This is a genomic window from Leptospira bandrabouensis (assembly GCF_004770905.1).
In the GTDB taxonomy this organism is placed as follows: domain Bacteria; phylum Spirochaetota; class Leptospiria; order Leptospirales; family Leptospiraceae; genus Leptospira_A; species Leptospira_A bandrabouensis.
Genome location: NZ_RQHT01000015.1, coordinates 101,838 through 118,087, shown reverse-complemented (window position 1 = coordinate 118,087; position 16,250 = coordinate 101,838). Strand labels below are relative to the sequence as shown.

Sequence of the window (16,250 nt, the reverse complement as noted above, 5' to 3'; positions counted from 1 at the left end):
AAATGAAAGTTCTCATCATAGTAGACGACTATTTACCGAAGAGTATTAAGGTAGCTGGTAAAATGATGCATGAACTTGCATTAGAGTTTTTGCATTCTGGTCATGTTGTCACTGTGGTGACTCCAGATCCGGACCTAAAAGATTCTTATAAAATAGATGTCTTAGATGGAATTAAAATTCTTAGATTTCGGTCGGGAAGAATTAAAAACGTTTCCAAACCCATTCGACTCATCAATGAAATCCTATTGTCATTTCGTGCGGTAAAGGCTTTATCGCATTGGTTTAACTCAAATCCTCATGATTTGATTGTATTTTATTCTCCTACTATTTTTTGGTCAGGGTTAGTTAAATATTTAAAGAAAATTTGGGAATCTCCTTCCTACTTAATTCTTCGAGATTTTTTTCCACAATGGGTCATAGACAATGGAATCATTAGCAAACACTCAATCCTTGCTTATTTATTTCGTTTTTACGAAAGAAAGTTATACGCAACTGCTGATGTAATTGGTATCCAATCACCTGCCAATTTGAAATGGTTTTCAGATACCAATCCAAACTTACGGAATACTCAGCTATTATACAATTGGGCCTCTCCTTTAGAAGATAACAAAAACATAGTTCCAATTGATATTAGAAAGAAATACAATCTGAGTGATCGTATCATTTTCTTTTATGGTGGAAACATCGGTCATGCACAGGATATGAAAAATCTTTTGATTCTTGCCGAACGAATGTTAACTTTCCCGAAAGTACAATTTTTATTTCTTGGGGCTGGGGATGAATTTCAATTAGTCCAAGACACGATTAAGAACAAGAACTTATCTAATTGCTTATTGTTAGAATCTGTTTCACAGGATGTGTTTACATCAATACTGACTCAAATTGATATAGGACTTTTTACTTTGCATCCAGACCACAAAACACATAACTTTCCAGGGAAAATTCTTGGATATATGCAAGTCGGGATTCCGATTCTTGGGGCAGTGAATCAGGGAAATGATTTAAAAACTGTGATCGAAGAGGGAAAAGCAGGGTATGTTTCCCTTGCCGGAGATCATGAATCTTTGTACCAAAATGCAGTAACTTTACTTGATACTAATCATCGTAAATCAGTGGGAAAAAATGCTAAAAAACTATTGGATACAACATTTTCTGTTAAAACCACTGTTGAAAAGATACTTCATTCATTCACTAAGGAAAAGGTTTTGCCTTAAATGAATGAAATCACCCGCCGCCATTCTAGATGGTTTGAGCGTATTTTGTTAAGTTATTTGTTTCAGTTTATTTCCGGTGGGATCGTTTTGATAGTGACTTCAGCGATTCCTATTTGGGGTGTTAAATTTTGGAATTCAAATGATCCCAATTTATACACTTCCTTAGCTACTAGTTTATTTTCTTTTCTGATAGCTACCTTTAGTTTACGTAAGTTATTTAGATTACCGGCTTCTGAATCAGTTTCATATGTTTTACCAATATCTTTAATTTGTTTTGCCTTTCCTATTGGTATTATTTTATTTTTACGCACTTCTTATTCGATTCAAATCTATGTTATTGGTTTCCTTGTAACTTTGTTATGGTGCTACGCAGGTTTCTTCTTGGGAAGAAGGTATCGATTAATCCGATATGCAATATTGCCCTCTAATTCCAGTGCAGATTTGATAAGTTCACATGGGGCATTATTTTCAGTTTTGAATTCTCCAGATTTGAATGGACAGAGATATAATGCCATCGTGGCTGACTTTAGTAGTCCTATGTTGTCGCCTGAATGGGAAAAATTTTTGGCCAAATGTACATTAGCAAGAATCCCTGTTTATTCTGAGAAAAAAATTAGGGAATTTGTAACGGGTAGAGTTAAGATAGACCACCTTTCCGAAAATGTTTTTGGATCACTTTTGCCATCGGAGTTTTATGAAACTGTAAAACGATGGATAGATATATTTACTGCCGTAGCTTTAATTCCAATTTTTTTGCCATTATTTCTAGTGATTGCTATATTGATTAAACTTGAGTCTAAAGGACCTGCATTTTTTATTCAACCACGAATGGGTTTTCGTGGAGAAGTATTTCCAATGTTAAAGTTTCGAAGTATGTACATAGATAAAAAAGGAAGCGGTTTTACGAATCCGATTGATGATCCTCGAATCACAAAAATTGGAAAATTTATCAGAAAATACCGAATTGATGAATTGCCACAATTATTTAATATTTTAATCGGACAAATGTCTTTTATTGGTCCTAGGCCTGAATCATTTGAACTTTCAACTTGGTATGAAAAGGATGTTCCATTTTTTGCATACCGACATGTTGTCAGACCTGGTATAAGCGGCTGGGCACAGGTGGAACAAGGTTATGCGGCAGAAGTAGAAGGGATGAAGGTAAAGTTGGAATATGATTTTTATTATATTAAAAATTTCTCCTTTTGGTTGGATTTGTTAATTACATTCAAGACAATCAAAACAGTTTTTACTGGATTTGGAGCAAGATAGTTTATCGATCTATTTTTTTAATCTATCATCTTGTTTTCTAAACAGAGATAGTATGTTTATAATTCTTTTGATTTTATATAAATTTAAATTTATACAGACAGTTGTATGAAATTCTATTTAGCAATTGTTGATTTTTTATGATTAAAATTTGATTATCTTGGAGAATAAATACCTTTTATTAATAAACTTATGATTACAAGTCTATCGATTCAAATAGTGTTCGTTTGGTTTTTTATCGTTTACTTTTTACGTGAAAGGCTTGGAAAGCGTGGATTGTTGTTAATATTTGCAATATCTTGGTTTTTCTTTTGGAATTTATTATCATCTTTTTCAATTAGTGGGATCAATTCTCCAAAACAGTCTACGCAATTTGTTTATTTCCTATTTTACTTATCAGTTCTATTAGGTGTTTACCTGGATTATACAAGCGAGAGAAATAATACTACTAACAAACTTGAGAACGCCGGTTCAATAGAGGTCATTGAACAGAAATATTCACAATTACTAAAATACTTTGTAGTCCCTGTAATGGTTTCGTTTTTACTCCGTACAATCTATTTACTTATAACTAGATATTCAATTGCTCAAATGAGAGCCGAAGTTTTTGGATTGAATACAGGAACCTCTGATTTATTTTACCGCTCCATTTCGGTAACAAACTTTTATTGGTTAGTGATGCACCCCATTTTATGGGCAAGTTTACTTATCGGTTTTGCTAGGTTTATTAGAACAGGGAAATTGAATATTCTTATGTGGGCGATAGCACTGTTCGTTGTAGATAGTCTTACTACGATAGGTAGGTTTGGGATTCATTATGCAATTATTTCTCTTGTAACAATGTATGGATTATATTTATTGAAAGATCAAATTCCGAATAAAAGAAAGATTTATGTTGGTCTCTTTTCTTGTGTTTTGATTTTGATTTTGGTATTTTTAATGATTCAAATAAGAAAGGGAAAAAGTTTGGAATATATTTTTGGATATTTTCTGTTAGGTTATCATACAAATTCATTCGCTCTGTTTGATATGGAGTTACATAATCCCAACTCGCTAATCTACGATTATACTTTTGGATTATCCTTTTTTTCTGGATTATTTGAATTACCTATTTTTTTATTAAACTCATTTTTAGGTTTTTCAATTCAAAGTATTTCTGGTGAAATCGGAAGTTATTTAAATGCAGATCGACTAGTCGGGCATAATGAAATTTTGGGAGATCTGTATTATAACGCCTTTGGATCAAATTTTTTTGTTATGTTTCGGGACGGAGGGCCTTTTTTTGTAGGTGTATATGGCCTTTTGTTTGGGTTTCTTTATTCTAAATTTTCTTCTTCTCTAAAAGAATTTAATCCTATTTATTCTACACTTTTAATCGGTTTGTATTATATATTAATTTATGGAATATTTAAGCCTTTTACTACCGGCGAAATTCTGCCTGGAATCCTGATAGCATTTTCGGTCTATAAGATACCTGAAATTTTCATTTTTAGGAAAAAGTGAAGAGAGTATAGGGCAGTTTATGAAGGTCATCGTATATAATTTCCTTTGGATGTTCGGCGATCGAATATTCAAAATGTTACTGGCGTTATTCGTTGGTATATGGATTGTTAGATACTTCGGTCCTGCTTATTACGGGAAGTTTAATTATGTAACTGCTTGGTTATCCATTTTTTCGATTTTAATCCCTCTTGGCACTGAAAGTATTCTTGTTAGTGAATTCGTAAAATACGAATCAGATCGAGACAGTCTTCTTGCTTCTGGGTTTCTAATGTATTTAGTATCGAGTATTTTCTTTTCGGTTCTAGCTGTAATCATTATCTATTTTGCGCGTAGCAATGATAATGAATCTTTAAGTATATGTTTGGTATTGTTAATGCCCAATTTTTTGAGAAGTTTTACAATTCCAAAATATTATTTTGAATCTGTTTTAAAGGTAAAGAAAATTGTTATTATAGAAAATTCCTATTTAATCCTCTTTTCAGTGATTAAAATACTTTTATTATATTTTAAGGTAAAACCAATTATATTTATTTGGATGTTCGCTCTCGAAGGAATTTTTATTTCTTTAACTATCTTTATTTATTACAATCTTAGTCATTCTTTGTTTCGAATTGCTGGATATTCTATTGTAAGAATCAAAGAATTGATCAGTAAATCCTTTCCTTTGTTGCTCGCTAATTTGTCCGTTATTGCTTATATGAAGATGGATCAAATTATGGTCGGGAATTTAGTTGGAGATAGGAATTTAGGAATTTATAGCGTAGCTGTCCGTATCAGTGAAATGTGGTATTTTATACCAATGGCAATTGCCTCTTCATTTTATCCAATGCTTATAAGAACTTATGCTGATAATTCAGTAAAATATTTTAGGATTTTGCAGACATTACATTGTTATTTGTTTTTACTTTCGTTATGTTTGGCAATTTTTATCCAATTTTTTGGAACAAGTATCGTACATATACTTTATGGAGAACAGTTTCGTATGTCCGCTGAAATTCTCAAAGTCCATATATGGACTGGTGTTTTTGTTTTTTTAGGAGTTGCTGGTAGTAATGATTTAATTATAAGAGAACTACAAAAACATTCTTTATACAAAAGTTTATTTGGATTATCAATAAATTTAATTTTAAATTGGCTATTAATCCCTGGATATGGGATTTTTGGCGCGGCTATCGCTACATTAATTTCTCAGGTAGCATCCAGTTGTTTGTATTATTTAATACCTTCTGATACCAGAGTATTGTTTTATATCCAGTTCAATTGTTTGAAAATTTGGAAATATCCATCAATGTTGCGAGTGTTATGATTTGTTAGCACCAATTATTTTATTCGTTTATAATCGGCCTGAACATACACGCAAAGTGATTGAAGCGCTGGCTTCGAATTCTGAAGCCAAAAGATCTAAATTGTTTATTTTTTCAGATGGTCCGCGCGGTAATGTTGATATCGAAGAAGTCAGTGAGGTTAGAGCAATTTGTAGAAAGGCTGAGGGATTTGCTTCTGTCGATTTAGAATGTAGTGACAGTAATTCTGGTCTTTCTGTTTCTATCATTCGTGGTGTTAGTAAAATAATATCTAAATATGGTTCGGCGATAATTTTAGAAGATGATCTCGTAGTTAATGGCTATTTTTTGGAGTATATGAATCACTCTTTACTGAAATATGAAAATGAAACTAAAGTAGCAAGTATTCATGCATATCAATATCCGATAAATTATAAGAACTTACCAGATACTTTCTTTATTAAAGGAGCAGATTGTTGGGGTTGGGCAACTTGGGAACGTGCATGGAATTTGTTCCAAGCGGATGGTTCTTTGCTCAGAGATCAATTAGTGGAGAGAAATTTAGTCCGTGAATTTGATTTTAATTATTCTTATCCTTACTTTCAAATGTTAGAGGATCAAATAGCTGGAAAGAATAATAGTTGGGCTATTCGTTGGTATGCATCTGCGTTTTTAGCTGACAAATACACTTTATATCCGAAAATTTCATTGGTAAAAAATATTGGTTTAGATGGAACTGGAACACATTCGGGATTTTCTGAATATCTAACAGGTAACCTTAATGATTTCAAACCAAAGCAGTATCCCACAATAATTCAAGAAGATTTTGTTGCTAGAAAGAAAATTGAAAATTTCTTTGGGAGAGGTAAGGGATTAACGCGGATTAAATTTATAATTTTGAAGTTTTTAAGGTTACTTTGTAAGCTATGTTAAGAATATTTTTTACAAGATTTCTTAACATAATTAAGTATATACTAAATGATAAATCAATATTTTGGTTTCAGGGTAAATATGATTCTTGGGAACACGCAGTAGCAAATACAGACGGATATTCTAATGCAGTGATATTTGAAAAAGTTAAGGAATCTGCACTTAAAGTAAAAAATTGTGAAGCTCTCTTTGAAAGAGATTCTTGTTGTTTTGATTTAGAGGAATTTTCATTTCCTCTATCTACATATTTGTTGTATATAGCTTCTAGGTTTCAAAGCAGTCTTTCGATAATTGATGTAGGTGGATCTTTAGGTAGTACATATTTTCAACATAAGAGACTCTTCCAATATTTAAATAACTTAAAATGGCATATAATTGAACAGAAACATTATGTTGAATTCGGTAGAAATGAATTAGAAAATAAAGTATTGAAATTTTCTGAAAATTTATCCGAAAGTTTGAAAAATACAAAATTCGATGCAGTTCTCTTTTCCGCTTCGCTTCAATATTTTGAGCATTGGAAGATATTTATTGAAAATGTTGTAAATGCTAAAGTTGAATTTATTATTTTGGATAGAATCCCTATTTTGCAGTCAAAAAATAAAAGTTTTGTTACGATTCAATACGTTCCTGCTTACATTTATGATGTAAGTTACCCTTGTCATTTATTTAGCCAAAACGATTTAGATGAATGTTTATTAAATAAATATGAAAAAGTTTTTGAACTACCAGCAATGGATCATCTTCGTTTGAAAGGTGTTCCCTTACAATACAAATCGATTCTATATAGGAGAAAGTTCTGAAAAGCATACAACTTTATGTAAAAAATTCTAGTATAATCACTTTGCCGAAAATTAAAGATAATAGGGATGGTAATTTAATTATTGCTAATTCCTTAAAGGAAATTCCTTTTGAAATCAAAAGAGTTTACTACATCAACCAATTAGAGAATTCGGTAAGTGTTAGAGGAAAACATGCTCACAAAGAATGTGAGCAGGTAATTTTTTGTATCAACGGAAGTTTTTTATTAGGTCTTGATGATGGTACTACCCAACAAAAAATACTCATGAATCAAGATAATGTTGGAGTATTGTTGGGAAAGATGCTTTGGCATACTATGGAGGATTTTTCTCCAGGTTGTGTTCTGTTAGTTTTGGCTTCAGACTATTATGATGAATCTGATTACATTCGAGATTACGAAGAATTTATTAAATTAAGCGCAAAAACATGATAGATTATGAAAATTTAAGGAAATTAAATGCACCGTTTGAAGAAGAATTCCAACGGGAATTTATCGAGTTTTTGAATTCAGGTTGGTACATTCTAGGTGATAGAACAAACCTTTTTGAACATGAATTTTCAAGTTATTTGAATGCTCCGTTTTGTATTGGGGTCGGAAACGGACTCGATGCGATGATAATTGCTTTAAATTCACTTGAGTTACCAAGTGGTTCAGAGGTCCTTGTTCCATCTAATACATACATTGCATCGATTCTTGCTATTTTAAAAGCAGGTTATAAACCAGTTTTAGTTGAGCCTGATATTGAAACATATAATATTGATCCTCTTCGGATAGAAGAGTTCATAACAGAAAAGACAAAAGCTATTCTTGTTGTACATTTGTATGGAAAATCCTGTCAGATGGATAGTATTTCTGAAATAGCTTCAAAGAATGATCTTTATATTATTGAAGACTGTGCGCAGTCTCATGGCTCCGAATTTAAAGGCAAGAAAACGGGAACTTTTGGCGTTGGATGTTTTAGTTTTTATCCTACAAAAAATTTAGGAGCATTAGGTGATGGTGGTGCTATTGTAACTCATGATGAATCTTTGGCATTAAAATTTAAGACAATTCGAAACTATGGATCAATCCGTAAGTATGAAAATGATTTGATCGGAGTAAATTCTAGGTTAGATGAAATTCAATCTTGTTTTTTGCGTGTTAAACTAAAATATTTAGATATAATTAATAACCATAAGCGAACATTAGCAAATATATACTTTAGTCATTTAACTTCTGATGTTATTAAACCTGTAGAACACAAAGATTTTTACGATGTATTTCATATTTTCAATATCAGAACAAATAAAAGAAATGAATTGAAAGAATTTCTTCTAAAAAATGATATTAAAACAGAGATTCATTATCCAATCCCTCCCCATAAGCAAAAAGCAATGAAAGGAGTGTTACACGGAAGTTACCCGATTTCGGAAGAAATTCATAAAACAACACTGAGCCTTCCAATTTCATATTTCCATACTGAGTCCGATGTAATAAAAGTTTGTGAAACTATAAATTCTTTTTTCCGATGAACCATTACTGTACATTATTCAATTCAAGCTACCTTTTACGCGGTACTGCAATGATTTCCTCTTTATTAGAGCATGACACGAATTCCCATATATATGTTCTATGTATGGACGAAAACGTAAAATTCGCTATCGAGAAAATGTATGCTGATCGAGTAACCGCAATTTCTTTAGATATGGTTGAAAATCAAACTTTGCTTGAAATCAAACCAAGTAGAACATTGGGCGAATATTGTTGGACTTTGACACCTTGGATCATCAAGTTTTGTATTGAAAAATATCAACTACCAAGCTGTACGTATGTTGATGCTGACTTATTCTTTTTTTCAAATCCTGATTTGTTGTTTCCTGAAGATATAGCTAAATCTGTATTTTTAACTCCTCATAACTATCATCCCAAATATGATCAAACGAACACATCTGGTATTTTTTGTGTTCAGTTTATTAAATTTAAGAAAGATGATATAGGCCTTAGTGCACTAAATTGGTGGGCAGATCGGTGTATAGAATGGTGCTATAATCGCATTGAAGATGGAAAATTCGGAGATCAAAAATATTTAGATGATTGGCCCTCAAGGTTTGAAGGAGTGTATGTTCAGGAAAATTTAGGAGCCACTTTAGCTCCTTGGAATTCTGAAAAGTATGAGGTTTTTCGATCTGATAAACTTATACTTGTAAGTGACAATGAAAATCAAAGAAAGACAAATTTGATTTTTTATCACTTTCATGAAATTAAATTATCAAAAAGTTTTTTAGCTTATTCTTCTGATTATTCGATTCATGCGGAAATAATCGATGTAGTATTTGAAATTTATTTTAAACAATTAAAATTTACTGCAGACTTACTCTATAAATTAAATATTTCTAATTTTGAGAAACTATCCTCTCTACCAGTCCTTTTTTATAATGCGTTATTGGTTGAAAAGGAAGAAAAAAAGCGAATTATTTCAGATTACTCAGTTAAAGCTAGATTAAGGAAATTGTTCAGATTTTGAGATTAACTTTTGTAATATTATTAGTTTTTTTAACGATATTGAATGTTCTACCACATCTTTCGCAGGATTTATCGCCATATGATACTGGTCTTTACCACCAACATATTGTCGAAATTATAAAGCAAGAGGGGTTAATTATTGGTTCGGCGAATCTTCATGACCGAATTGGATTTAATAATTCTAATTTTTACTTAGTTGCAGTTTTGGAAAAACTTATTCCCTTTGTCCCTGGCCATTATCTTTTAAATCCAATTGTATATTTTGGAACGATCGCATATTTAATTAGTTTAATCTTTTATCTTCCACACTATAAAATAGCTTATAAAATAATCGCTTTAGGAGTTATAATTTCTATAAGTTTGCATCCGCTTTTTATAGTGAGTATATCTCCAGACACAATTGCCTATTGTTTGTCTATTGTATTTATTTTTAAAATTCTTTTGAAATCACCAGGAAAATCTCTTCACTTTGAGTTTCTCTTATTTGCCATACTGATTACCGTAAAATTTTCCTCTATTTTTTTAGCATTGATGTTTGTTCCTTTTTTTCTAGGAAGAAACAGAAGGATATATTTTAAAAAATTATCCGAATATATATTTATTTGCCTGTTTGTTATTGCTCCTTGGATCCTTTCGAATTATTTGATTTCTGGTTTCGTTGTATACCCGGTTCTTCAGTTAGATTTTTTAAGTCCTGAATGGAAGTTGCCACTTTCTCTTGCGCAGTCCCACATGGAGACCATTAAATCTTGGGCTTTATCGCAGGGTTTAGGTAATGCAAAATATACTAACGTGTGGCAGTATTTTTTTAATTGGTATGAAACATATAGTGTAAATAATATCCATGGGTCGTTTTATCTAATTAGTTTATATAAATTAATGTTACCGTTTTTATTTATTTATGTATTAAGTTTTTTGTTAAATGCTAACAGATATCAAAAGCTATTTGAATTTGTATTTATACTCTTTTTGATTAATAGTCTTTGGTTTTTTTCTGCACCGGATCCACGTTTTTCTTATGCAACTTTGCTGATTTTTCCATTTACAATTTTTTCTTATTCTATTACAAAACTTTTTAACAAAAAATCAGTAGCCCTAAGTAAAACAATCATTTTGCTATTGATCCTTTTTTCGATGGCTAGGATTTGTTTTATTGATTTTGGTTTCATTGATAAAATGAAAGCTCCTAAAATTCAAACTGAAGGAAATTGGGTTCCTACAAAGTATGGGTTTATGACTTTTGAGCCAAAGGCTGACCAATGTTGGGATGTTTCTATTTTCTGTAATCCTTATAAGAATCGAAATTTAAAATTGATCGATGGAGATTGGAAGAAAATTATAGAGCTTTAATGTTACTTTGATAAGTTTCTTTAGGCTTTATATTAATTGTAAAAGTATGCAGTGCAATTATTAGAGATTTACATTTGTAATTAATAAATATATTTTTTTAAAATAACGAATATACATTTTTAATTTGGTTACCAAATTTTCCAGCCCCACTTATTAAAATATTGAATCATACTTTTTGCAAAGTAAAGTAAGTGTTTGAATGATGTATGTGCTCCACGAGTCCATAGATGAGTAATTTCTGCCTCTGGGCTGTACACGATTTGTTTTCCAATGGCTCTTACTTTTCGACAAATATCAAAATCTTCAAAGTAGAGAAAATATCTTTCATCGAAACCACCAATTTCATTCCATACAATTCGCGGAATTATAAAGAAACATCCACTTACAATGGGTATTTCGACTTCCCTTAGATATAAATCATCACTTACTAAAAAATTTTGAAGTGCTTTATTAAAAATAGGGATATTTTTTAAAAATGGAATTCTTCTTGTGATTAAAGCAAATAAATTCGGGTCCTTTTTTAGTAATTTTTGTATGCTACCATCGGGATTTAAAACTCTGCATGTAATTAATCCAATTTTTGGATTTGCTTCGAGTTTTTGGATTAATGTATTTATACATCCAGGGTCAATGAAGACGTCAGGATTTTGGATGATGATATACTTTTCATTTTTATCCTTATTTGAATCGATGATTTCACTATGGGCAAGATTGTGACCTGCGCCAAATCCAGGATTCGATGGATTGTGATAATAAGTAATTTGAGAGTTTGATGCTAAATTGGATAGGGTTGGTTCAGGGGAGTGATCAACGAGGACCATTCGTCTGTTTGGTTGGTTTTCTAAAAATGAATCAATAGCTTTAATAACTACATCCTTGGGGTTGCGATAAAGTACAATAGAGGAAACCAATTTCATCACTCTAGGCTTTAAAAATTCGAATTCTTTTCAACATGTTTTTTTCCTTATAATGATAATAACAATTTTGTAATTTCAAAGAATCAATAGTATTACCAAATTACGGATTTTATAAAAAATTGATCAGCAGCTATTTGTATTCTAACTTTGATATTTTGCAGCTGAGAAATAATTTCTATTTTTCTTGTCGAAGAAGACGATTTGAAAAACAGTGATTCCAATGGATGTCAAAACCTTTGCCATTGAAGGCCCCCTTCTTTTAGTCCCTTCTGTGTTAACCGATTCCCGTGGTTATTTTTTGGAGTCATATAAGGCTTCACGTTTTGCAAGTTTAGGTATCCCATCCATATTTAATCAGGACAATCAATCACGTTCCGCTAAAGGTGTTGTTCGCGGACTTCATTTTCAGAGTCCTCCGATGGATCAAGGTAAACTAGTGCGTGTTATACGTGGTAGTGTCCTGGATGTTGCTGTCGATATTCGGAAAAAGTCACCTACTTATGGTAAGTTTGTAAAGGCTCTACTCACAGAACAAAATAAACATATCTTTTGGATTCCTCCCGGTTTTGCTCATGGTTTTTTGGCATTAGAAAATGATACTGACTTTTTATATAAAGTAACAAATGAATATTCCAAAGAACACGAAGGCGGCCTTCGATTCGATGATGTTGATTTGGGAATTGACTGGGAAATGGATATTCACCAGATGATCGTTTCTGAAAAAGATTTGCTTCTTCCAACTTTAAAAGATTTTTCATCTCCGTTTTAGGTAAGGTATTTATGGTTTTTACTTTAACCCATTTATCTTTCATGCAAGTGTTCAAATTTTTGTTCAAACTATTTTTATAAAGGCAAGTATCTAATGAATACTAGAAAACTTCTCATTACTGGCGGTGCTGGATTCATCGGATCTAATTTTGTTCATTATATACTAGAAAATTATAGTAATATAGATGTCGTTGTATTGGATAAATTGACTTACGCTGGCAACTTAAACAATTTAGATCGTTGGAAAACAGATTCTCGATTTCAATTTTTAAAAGTAGATATAGCAGATAAACAAGCTCTATCTACAACATGTAAAGATTTGGAGTTTACAGAGATAGTTCACTTTGCTGCGGAATCTCATGTAGACCGCTCCATATTAGGGCCAGAAGAGTTTGTAAAAACAAATGTAATGGGAACATTTTTTCTATTGGAGATAGCACGAGAAAGGCACCAACAATCGAAACTTAATCGATTTCTGCATGTATCTACAGATGAAGTATATGGAACTTTAGGTAAGGAAGGTTTTTTTACCGAATCCACCTCTTATGCTCCAAACTCTCCTTATTCTGCATCCAAGGCGGGCTCAGATCATTTGGTAAGATCATATTTTCATACTTATGGGCTTCCCACAATTACTACAAATTGTTCAAACAATTATGGTCCATTTCACTTTCCTGAAAAGTTAATACCTCTTATAATTCTAAATTGCATTCAAAGAAAACCTCTTCCAGTTTATGGAAAGGGAAACAATATACGAGATTGGCTCTATGTGAAAGACCATTGTTCTGCGATATTTACTGCGTTGGAAAAAGGTAAACTAGGTGAAACCTATGTAATTGGTACAAGAAATGAAAAAACTAATTTAGAAATTGTTTATAAAATTTGTGAACTTATGGATCAGAAACATCCAGAAGGAGCACCACATAAAGATCTCATTCAATTTGTGAAAGATCGTGCTGGACATGATTTCCGCTATGCCATTGATCCCACAAAAATTGAGTCTGAATTGGGATGGAAACCTAAATACAATTTTGAAAATGCAATAGAAGAGACCGTAGATTGGTTTTTAGAAAATCAAAGTTGGTGGAAAGATATACTTTCCGGTGAATATAAAAATTATTATGAGAAAGTTTATCAGGAATTGAAATAAAAATGAAAGGAATTATTTTAGCAGGCGGGTCAGGTACTCGGTTATATCCGGTTACAAAAGTTATCAGTAAACAGTTGTTACCAATATATGACAAACCGATGATATATTATCCTTTGAGTACGTTGTTGTTGGCTGGAATTAGGGATATTCTAATCATTTCAACGCCTGATTCAACTCCTCTTTTTAAGGAAATGTTAGGTGATGGATCACAATGGGGTATTTCTATTCAGTATGCAATTCAACCTTCGCCAGATGGGCTGGCTCAGGCTTTTTTAATAGGTGAAAAGTTTTTAAATGGTGGAGAGCCATGTTCACTTATTTTGGGAGATAACATTTTTTTTGGTCATGGGATGGAAGACATTCTACGAGAAGCTGTTGCCAAAAAAAATGGCGCAACCGTTTTCGCTTATCACGTAACTGATCCTGAACGTTACGGAGTAGTTGAGTTTGATAAAGGCAAACGTGCAATATCAATTGAAGAAAAACCATTAAAACCAAAGAGTAATTATGCAGTCACCGGACTTTATTTTTACGATGCAAATGTGGTGGAATTTGCCAAACAAGTAAAGCCATCCAAAAGAGGCGAGCTCGAGATTACTGATTTGAACCGTATTTATTTAGAAAAAAATCACTTGGACGTGCAATTAATGGGACGAGGATTTGCTTGGTTAGATACAGGTACTCATGAATCACTTTTAGAAGCATCTACCTTTGTGGAAACAGTGGAGCGAAGGCAAGGGCTTAAGATAGCATGCCCGGAAGAAATTGCATATCGAAAGGGATATATCTCTGCAGATGAGTTACGAAAACTTGCAGAACCACTTCAAAAGAATGGATATGGTCAATATTTACTACGGATATTGACCGAGACTGTTTACTAGTTCGAAAAAAAAGATAAATCATGAAAACTATTTTAGTAACAGGATCCAACGGTCAAGTTGGGAATGAGTTGAAAGTTTATTCTAATCAAGTTCCAAATTACAATTTTATATTTTTAGATAGAGAGTTATTGGATATTGCTGAAGAAGGTGCATTAAGTGAATTTATATCTAAGAATCAAATTGAATCAGAAATAATCGCTGTCATAAACGCAGCTGCTTATACAGCGGTTGATTTGGCTGAAAAAGAAGAAGCTCTTGCATATGCTGTAAATACTTTGGGGCCGTATTATCTAGCTAAAGAAACTAAAAAACTTGGAATTAAATTTGTACATATTTCGACAGATTATGTTTTCGATGGAAAGAATTGGTTACCTTACCTTGAAACAGATGTAAAAAATCCTTTATCTGTTTATGGAAAAACCAAATCAAAAGGTGAGGATTTAGTAATGCAGGAAGATGCTGATGCTATAATAATCAGAACATCCTGGGTATATTCTAAATTTGGAAAAAACTTTTTCAAAACTATTGCTAAGTTGGGTAGAGAAAAAAAACAACTCAATGTCGTGGATGATCAAATCGGGACTCCAACTTGGGCTGGCGATATCGCACGGGCAAGTTTTCTTGCTGCTATTTCTAAACAAAAAGGAATTTATCATTTTACGAATGAAGGAATTGCTAGTTGGTATGATTTTGCCTTTGAAATTATTAAGGAATATGGATTGAGTTGCTCCGTTATTCCTGTTTCTACTAAGGATTACGGTGGGAGCTTGGTTGATAGACCTCATTATAGTGTTTTAAATAAACAGAAATTTTTTAAAGATTTTGAATTCGAAAAATTTCACTGGCGCACTAGGCTTTCACAGTTAGTTTTAGATAGTGCTGTATTATAATGAATATATTTCAAGTTAAAGAGAAATATAAGTTCACTATAATAACAATAAATAAGAATAACTTAGATGGTCTAATAAAAACCATTGATTCTATAAGAAACCAAACATATAAAAATTTTCAATTAGTAGTCGTTGACGGAGGTTCCACGGATGGGTCCTACGACTTTATAAAAAGTCAGTTAAACTCAATTAACTGTATTATACATGAGCCTGATAGCGGCATATATGATGCTCAGAATAAAGGTATTAAGCAAGCTTTGGGAGAATATATAATTTTTCTTAACGCAGGTGATAGCTTTTCGGGACCAGATGTTTTGGAATCTTTTGTGCAACATAATTACGTTGGGGATGTAGTATATGGAAATGTGAATTTGGTATATCCTGACCAAGTAGTCGAGAGGATATATCCGGATCAAATTACTTTTGACTATTGGTTAAACAGTGTATTGTGTCACCAAGTTGTCTTTTTTAAAAAAGATTTGTTTCCTGTTTTTGGTTTATTTGATTTAAAGCTAAAGTTTTGTAGCGATCATAAAATGTTTTATACATTATGGAAGGATGAAAAAATTAAAAAAAATCATTTTGATAAAACAATTGTAAACTACGATATGACTGGTTTATCTTCCAATCCTAAAAATCTAAAATTACTTACCAAAGAACTTTTGAAAATAAAGTTAATTCATTTTCCGACTGTATATAAATTTAAACTAATATTGCATTCGCTTTTTCTGAAAGTGAAGGTTATCTTTAAATTAATATTTTCCTAGATATATAATTCAAATCTATGACTA

The 16,250-nt window shown here is 32.0% G+C and carries 16 protein-coding genes; 15 read left to right on the top strand and 1 reads right to left on the bottom strand.

Annotated elements, in window-relative coordinates; genetic code table 11:
* Nucleotides 1–2 precede the first annotated feature (2 nt).
* The 10 genes from EHR07_RS18115 to EHR07_RS18070 all read left to right on the top strand — a co-directional run bounded on the left by EHR07_RS18115 (nt 3) and on the right by EHR07_RS18070 (nt 10,853).
* On the top strand, nt 3–1,214 hold the full coding sequence (locus tag EHR07_RS18115) for a glycosyltransferase family 4 protein (RefSeq protein ID WP_135746442.1): 1,212 nt from the start codon (nt 3–5) through the stop codon (nt 1,212–1,214).
* Entirely contained in the window at nt 1,215–2,486 is a 1,272-nt protein-coding gene (locus tag EHR07_RS18110) for an exopolysaccharide biosynthesis polyprenyl glycosylphosphotransferase (protein ID WP_135746441.1), read from the top strand. It abuts the gene before it with no gap.
* A 189-nt stretch (nt 2,487–2,675) separates the two neighbouring features.
* The gene (locus tag EHR07_RS18105) at nt 2,676–3,986 is read left to right on the top strand and encodes an O-antigen polymerase (RefSeq protein ID WP_135746440.1); all 1,311 of its coding nucleotides are present in this window, start codon (nt 2,676–2,678) and stop codon (nt 3,984–3,986) included.
* Between the two features lie 19 nt (nt 3,987–4,005).
* Nucleotides 4,006–5,292 carry a flippase gene (locus tag EHR07_RS18100; RefSeq protein WP_135746439.1) on the top strand — a complete coding sequence of 429 codons (1,287 nt, stop codon included), beginning with the start codon at nt 4,006–4,008 and terminating at the stop codon, nt 5,290–5,292.
* 1 nt (nt 5,293) lies between these two features.
* The gene (locus EHR07_RS18095; protein WP_135746438.1) at nt 5,294–6,202 is read left to right on the top strand and encodes a glycosyltransferase family 2 protein; all 909 of its coding nucleotides are present in this window, start codon (nt 5,294–5,296) and stop codon (nt 6,200–6,202) included.
* Nucleotides 6,196–7,002: a methyltransferase, TIGR04325 family gene (locus EHR07_RS18090; RefSeq protein WP_135746437.1), complete on the top strand. Its 807-nt coding sequence runs from the start codon at nt 6,196–6,198 to the stop codon at nt 7,000–7,002. Before EHR07_RS18095 ends, EHR07_RS18090 begins: the two co-directional genes overlap by 7 nt.
* Before the next feature lie 5 nt (nt 7,003–7,007).
* Nucleotides 7,008–7,430, top strand: a complete 423-nt coding sequence (locus EHR07_RS18085; RefSeq protein ID WP_135746436.1) for a sugar 3,4-ketoisomerase — start codon at nt 7,008–7,010, stop codon at nt 7,428–7,430.
* Complete coding sequence (locus EHR07_RS18080; RefSeq protein WP_135746435.1) at nt 7,427–8,512, top strand: DegT/DnrJ/EryC1/StrS family aminotransferase; 1,086 nt, start codon at nt 7,427–7,429, stop codon at nt 8,510–8,512. Before EHR07_RS18085 ends, EHR07_RS18080 begins: the two co-directional genes overlap by 4 nt.
* 104 nt (nt 8,513–8,616) lie before the next feature.
* On the top strand, nt 8,617–9,504 hold the full coding sequence (locus EHR07_RS18075) for a glycosyl transferase (RefSeq protein ID WP_135746434.1): 888 nt from the start codon (nt 8,617–8,619) through the stop codon (nt 9,502–9,504).
* The gene (locus EHR07_RS18070) at nt 9,501–10,853 is read left to right on the top strand and encodes a DUF8201 family protein (protein ID WP_135746433.1); all 1,353 of its coding nucleotides are present in this window, start codon (nt 9,501–9,503) and stop codon (nt 10,851–10,853) included. Before EHR07_RS18075 ends, EHR07_RS18070 begins: the two co-directional genes overlap by 4 nt.
* Nucleotides 10,854–10,981: 128 nt before the next feature.
* On the opposite strand, the gene EHR07_RS18065 is transcribed toward EHR07_RS18070, so the two are convergent.
* A complete protein-coding gene (locus EHR07_RS18065; protein WP_135746432.1) occupies nt 10,982–11,770 on the bottom strand; it encodes a glycosyltransferase family 2 protein in 789 nt (262 codons plus the stop codon).
* 220 nt (nt 11,771–11,990) lie between these two features.
* On the opposite strand from EHR07_RS18065, the gene rfbC reads away from it, so the two are divergent.
* The 5 genes from rfbC (at nt 11,991) to EHR07_RS18040 (ending at nt 16,226) form a co-directional block, all read left to right on the top strand.
* Nucleotides 11,991–12,539 carry a dTDP-4-dehydrorhamnose 3,5-epimerase gene (gene rfbC / locus EHR07_RS18060; RefSeq protein WP_135746601.1) on the top strand — a complete coding sequence of 183 codons (549 nt, stop codon included), beginning with the start codon at nt 11,991–11,993 and terminating at the stop codon, nt 12,537–12,539.
* Between the two features lie 93 nt (nt 12,540–12,632).
* Nucleotides 12,633–13,688, top strand: a complete 1,056-nt coding sequence (gene rfbB / locus EHR07_RS18055) for a dTDP-glucose 4,6-dehydratase (protein WP_135746431.1) — start codon at nt 12,633–12,635, stop codon at nt 13,686–13,688.
* A 2-nt stretch (nt 13,689–13,690) separates the two neighbouring features.
* Entirely contained in the window at nt 13,691–14,569 is an 879-nt protein-coding gene (gene rfbA, locus EHR07_RS18050; protein ID WP_135746430.1) for a glucose-1-phosphate thymidylyltransferase RfbA, read from the top strand.
* A gap of 20 nt (nt 14,570–14,589) precedes the next feature.
* Nucleotides 14,590–15,459, top strand: coding sequence for a dTDP-4-dehydrorhamnose reductase (rfbD, locus tag EHR07_RS18045; protein WP_135746429.1), 870 nt, complete (start codon nt 14,590–14,592; stop codon nt 15,457–15,459).
* Nucleotides 15,459–16,226 (top strand): glycosyltransferase family 2 protein, encoded by a 768-nt coding sequence (locus EHR07_RS18040; protein ID WP_135746428.1) that lies wholly within the window; start codon nt 15,459–15,461, stop codon nt 16,224–16,226. Before rfbD ends, EHR07_RS18040 begins: the two co-directional genes overlap by 1 nt.
* Nucleotides 16,227–16,250 lie beyond the last annotated feature (24 nt).

What these genes read in the sequence shown, in the direction of transcription:
- EHR07_RS18115 (WP_135746442.1), top strand. Translation starts at nt 3, where the DNA reads ATGAAAGTTCTCATCATAGTAGACGACTATTTACCGAAGAGTATTAAG.
- EHR07_RS18110 (WP_135746441.1), top strand. Translation starts at nt 1,215, where the DNA reads ATGAATGAAATCACCCGCCGCCATTCTAGATGGTTTGAGCGTATTTTG.
- EHR07_RS18105 (WP_135746440.1), top strand. Translation starts at nt 2,676, where the DNA reads ATGATTACAAGTCTATCGATTCAAATAGTGTTCGTTTGGTTTTTTATC.
- EHR07_RS18100 (WP_135746439.1), top strand. Translation starts at nt 4,006, where the DNA reads ATGAAGGTCATCGTATATAATTTCCTTTGGATGTTCGGCGATCGAATA.
- EHR07_RS18090 (WP_135746437.1), top strand. Translation starts at nt 6,196, where the DNA reads ATGTTAAGAATATTTTTTACAAGATTTCTTAACATAATTAAGTATATA.
- EHR07_RS18080 (WP_135746435.1), top strand. Translation starts at nt 7,427, where the DNA reads ATGATAGATTATGAAAATTTAAGGAAATTAAATGCACCGTTTGAAGAA.
- EHR07_RS18075 (WP_135746434.1), top strand. Translation starts at nt 8,617, where the DNA reads ATGGACGAAAACGTAAAATTCGCTATCGAGAAAATGTATGCTGATCGA.
- EHR07_RS18065 (WP_135746432.1), bottom strand. Translation starts at nt 11,770, where the DNA reads ATGAAATTGGTTTCCTCTATTGTACTTTATCGCAACCCCAAGGATGTA.
- rfbC (WP_135746601.1), top strand. Translation starts at nt 11,991, where the DNA reads ATGGATGTCAAAACCTTTGCCATTGAAGGCCCCCTTCTTTTAGTCCCT.
- rfbB (WP_135746431.1), top strand. Translation starts at nt 12,633, where the DNA reads ATGAATACTAGAAAACTTCTCATTACTGGCGGTGCTGGATTCATCGGA.
- rfbA (WP_135746430.1), top strand. Translation starts at nt 13,691, where the DNA reads ATGAAAGGAATTATTTTAGCAGGCGGGTCAGGTACTCGGTTATATCCG.
- rfbD (WP_135746429.1), top strand. Translation starts at nt 14,590, where the DNA reads ATGAAAACTATTTTAGTAACAGGATCCAACGGTCAAGTTGGGAATGAG.
- EHR07_RS18040 (WP_135746428.1), top strand. Translation starts at nt 15,459, where the DNA reads ATGAATATATTTCAAGTTAAAGAGAAATATAAGTTCACTATAATAACA.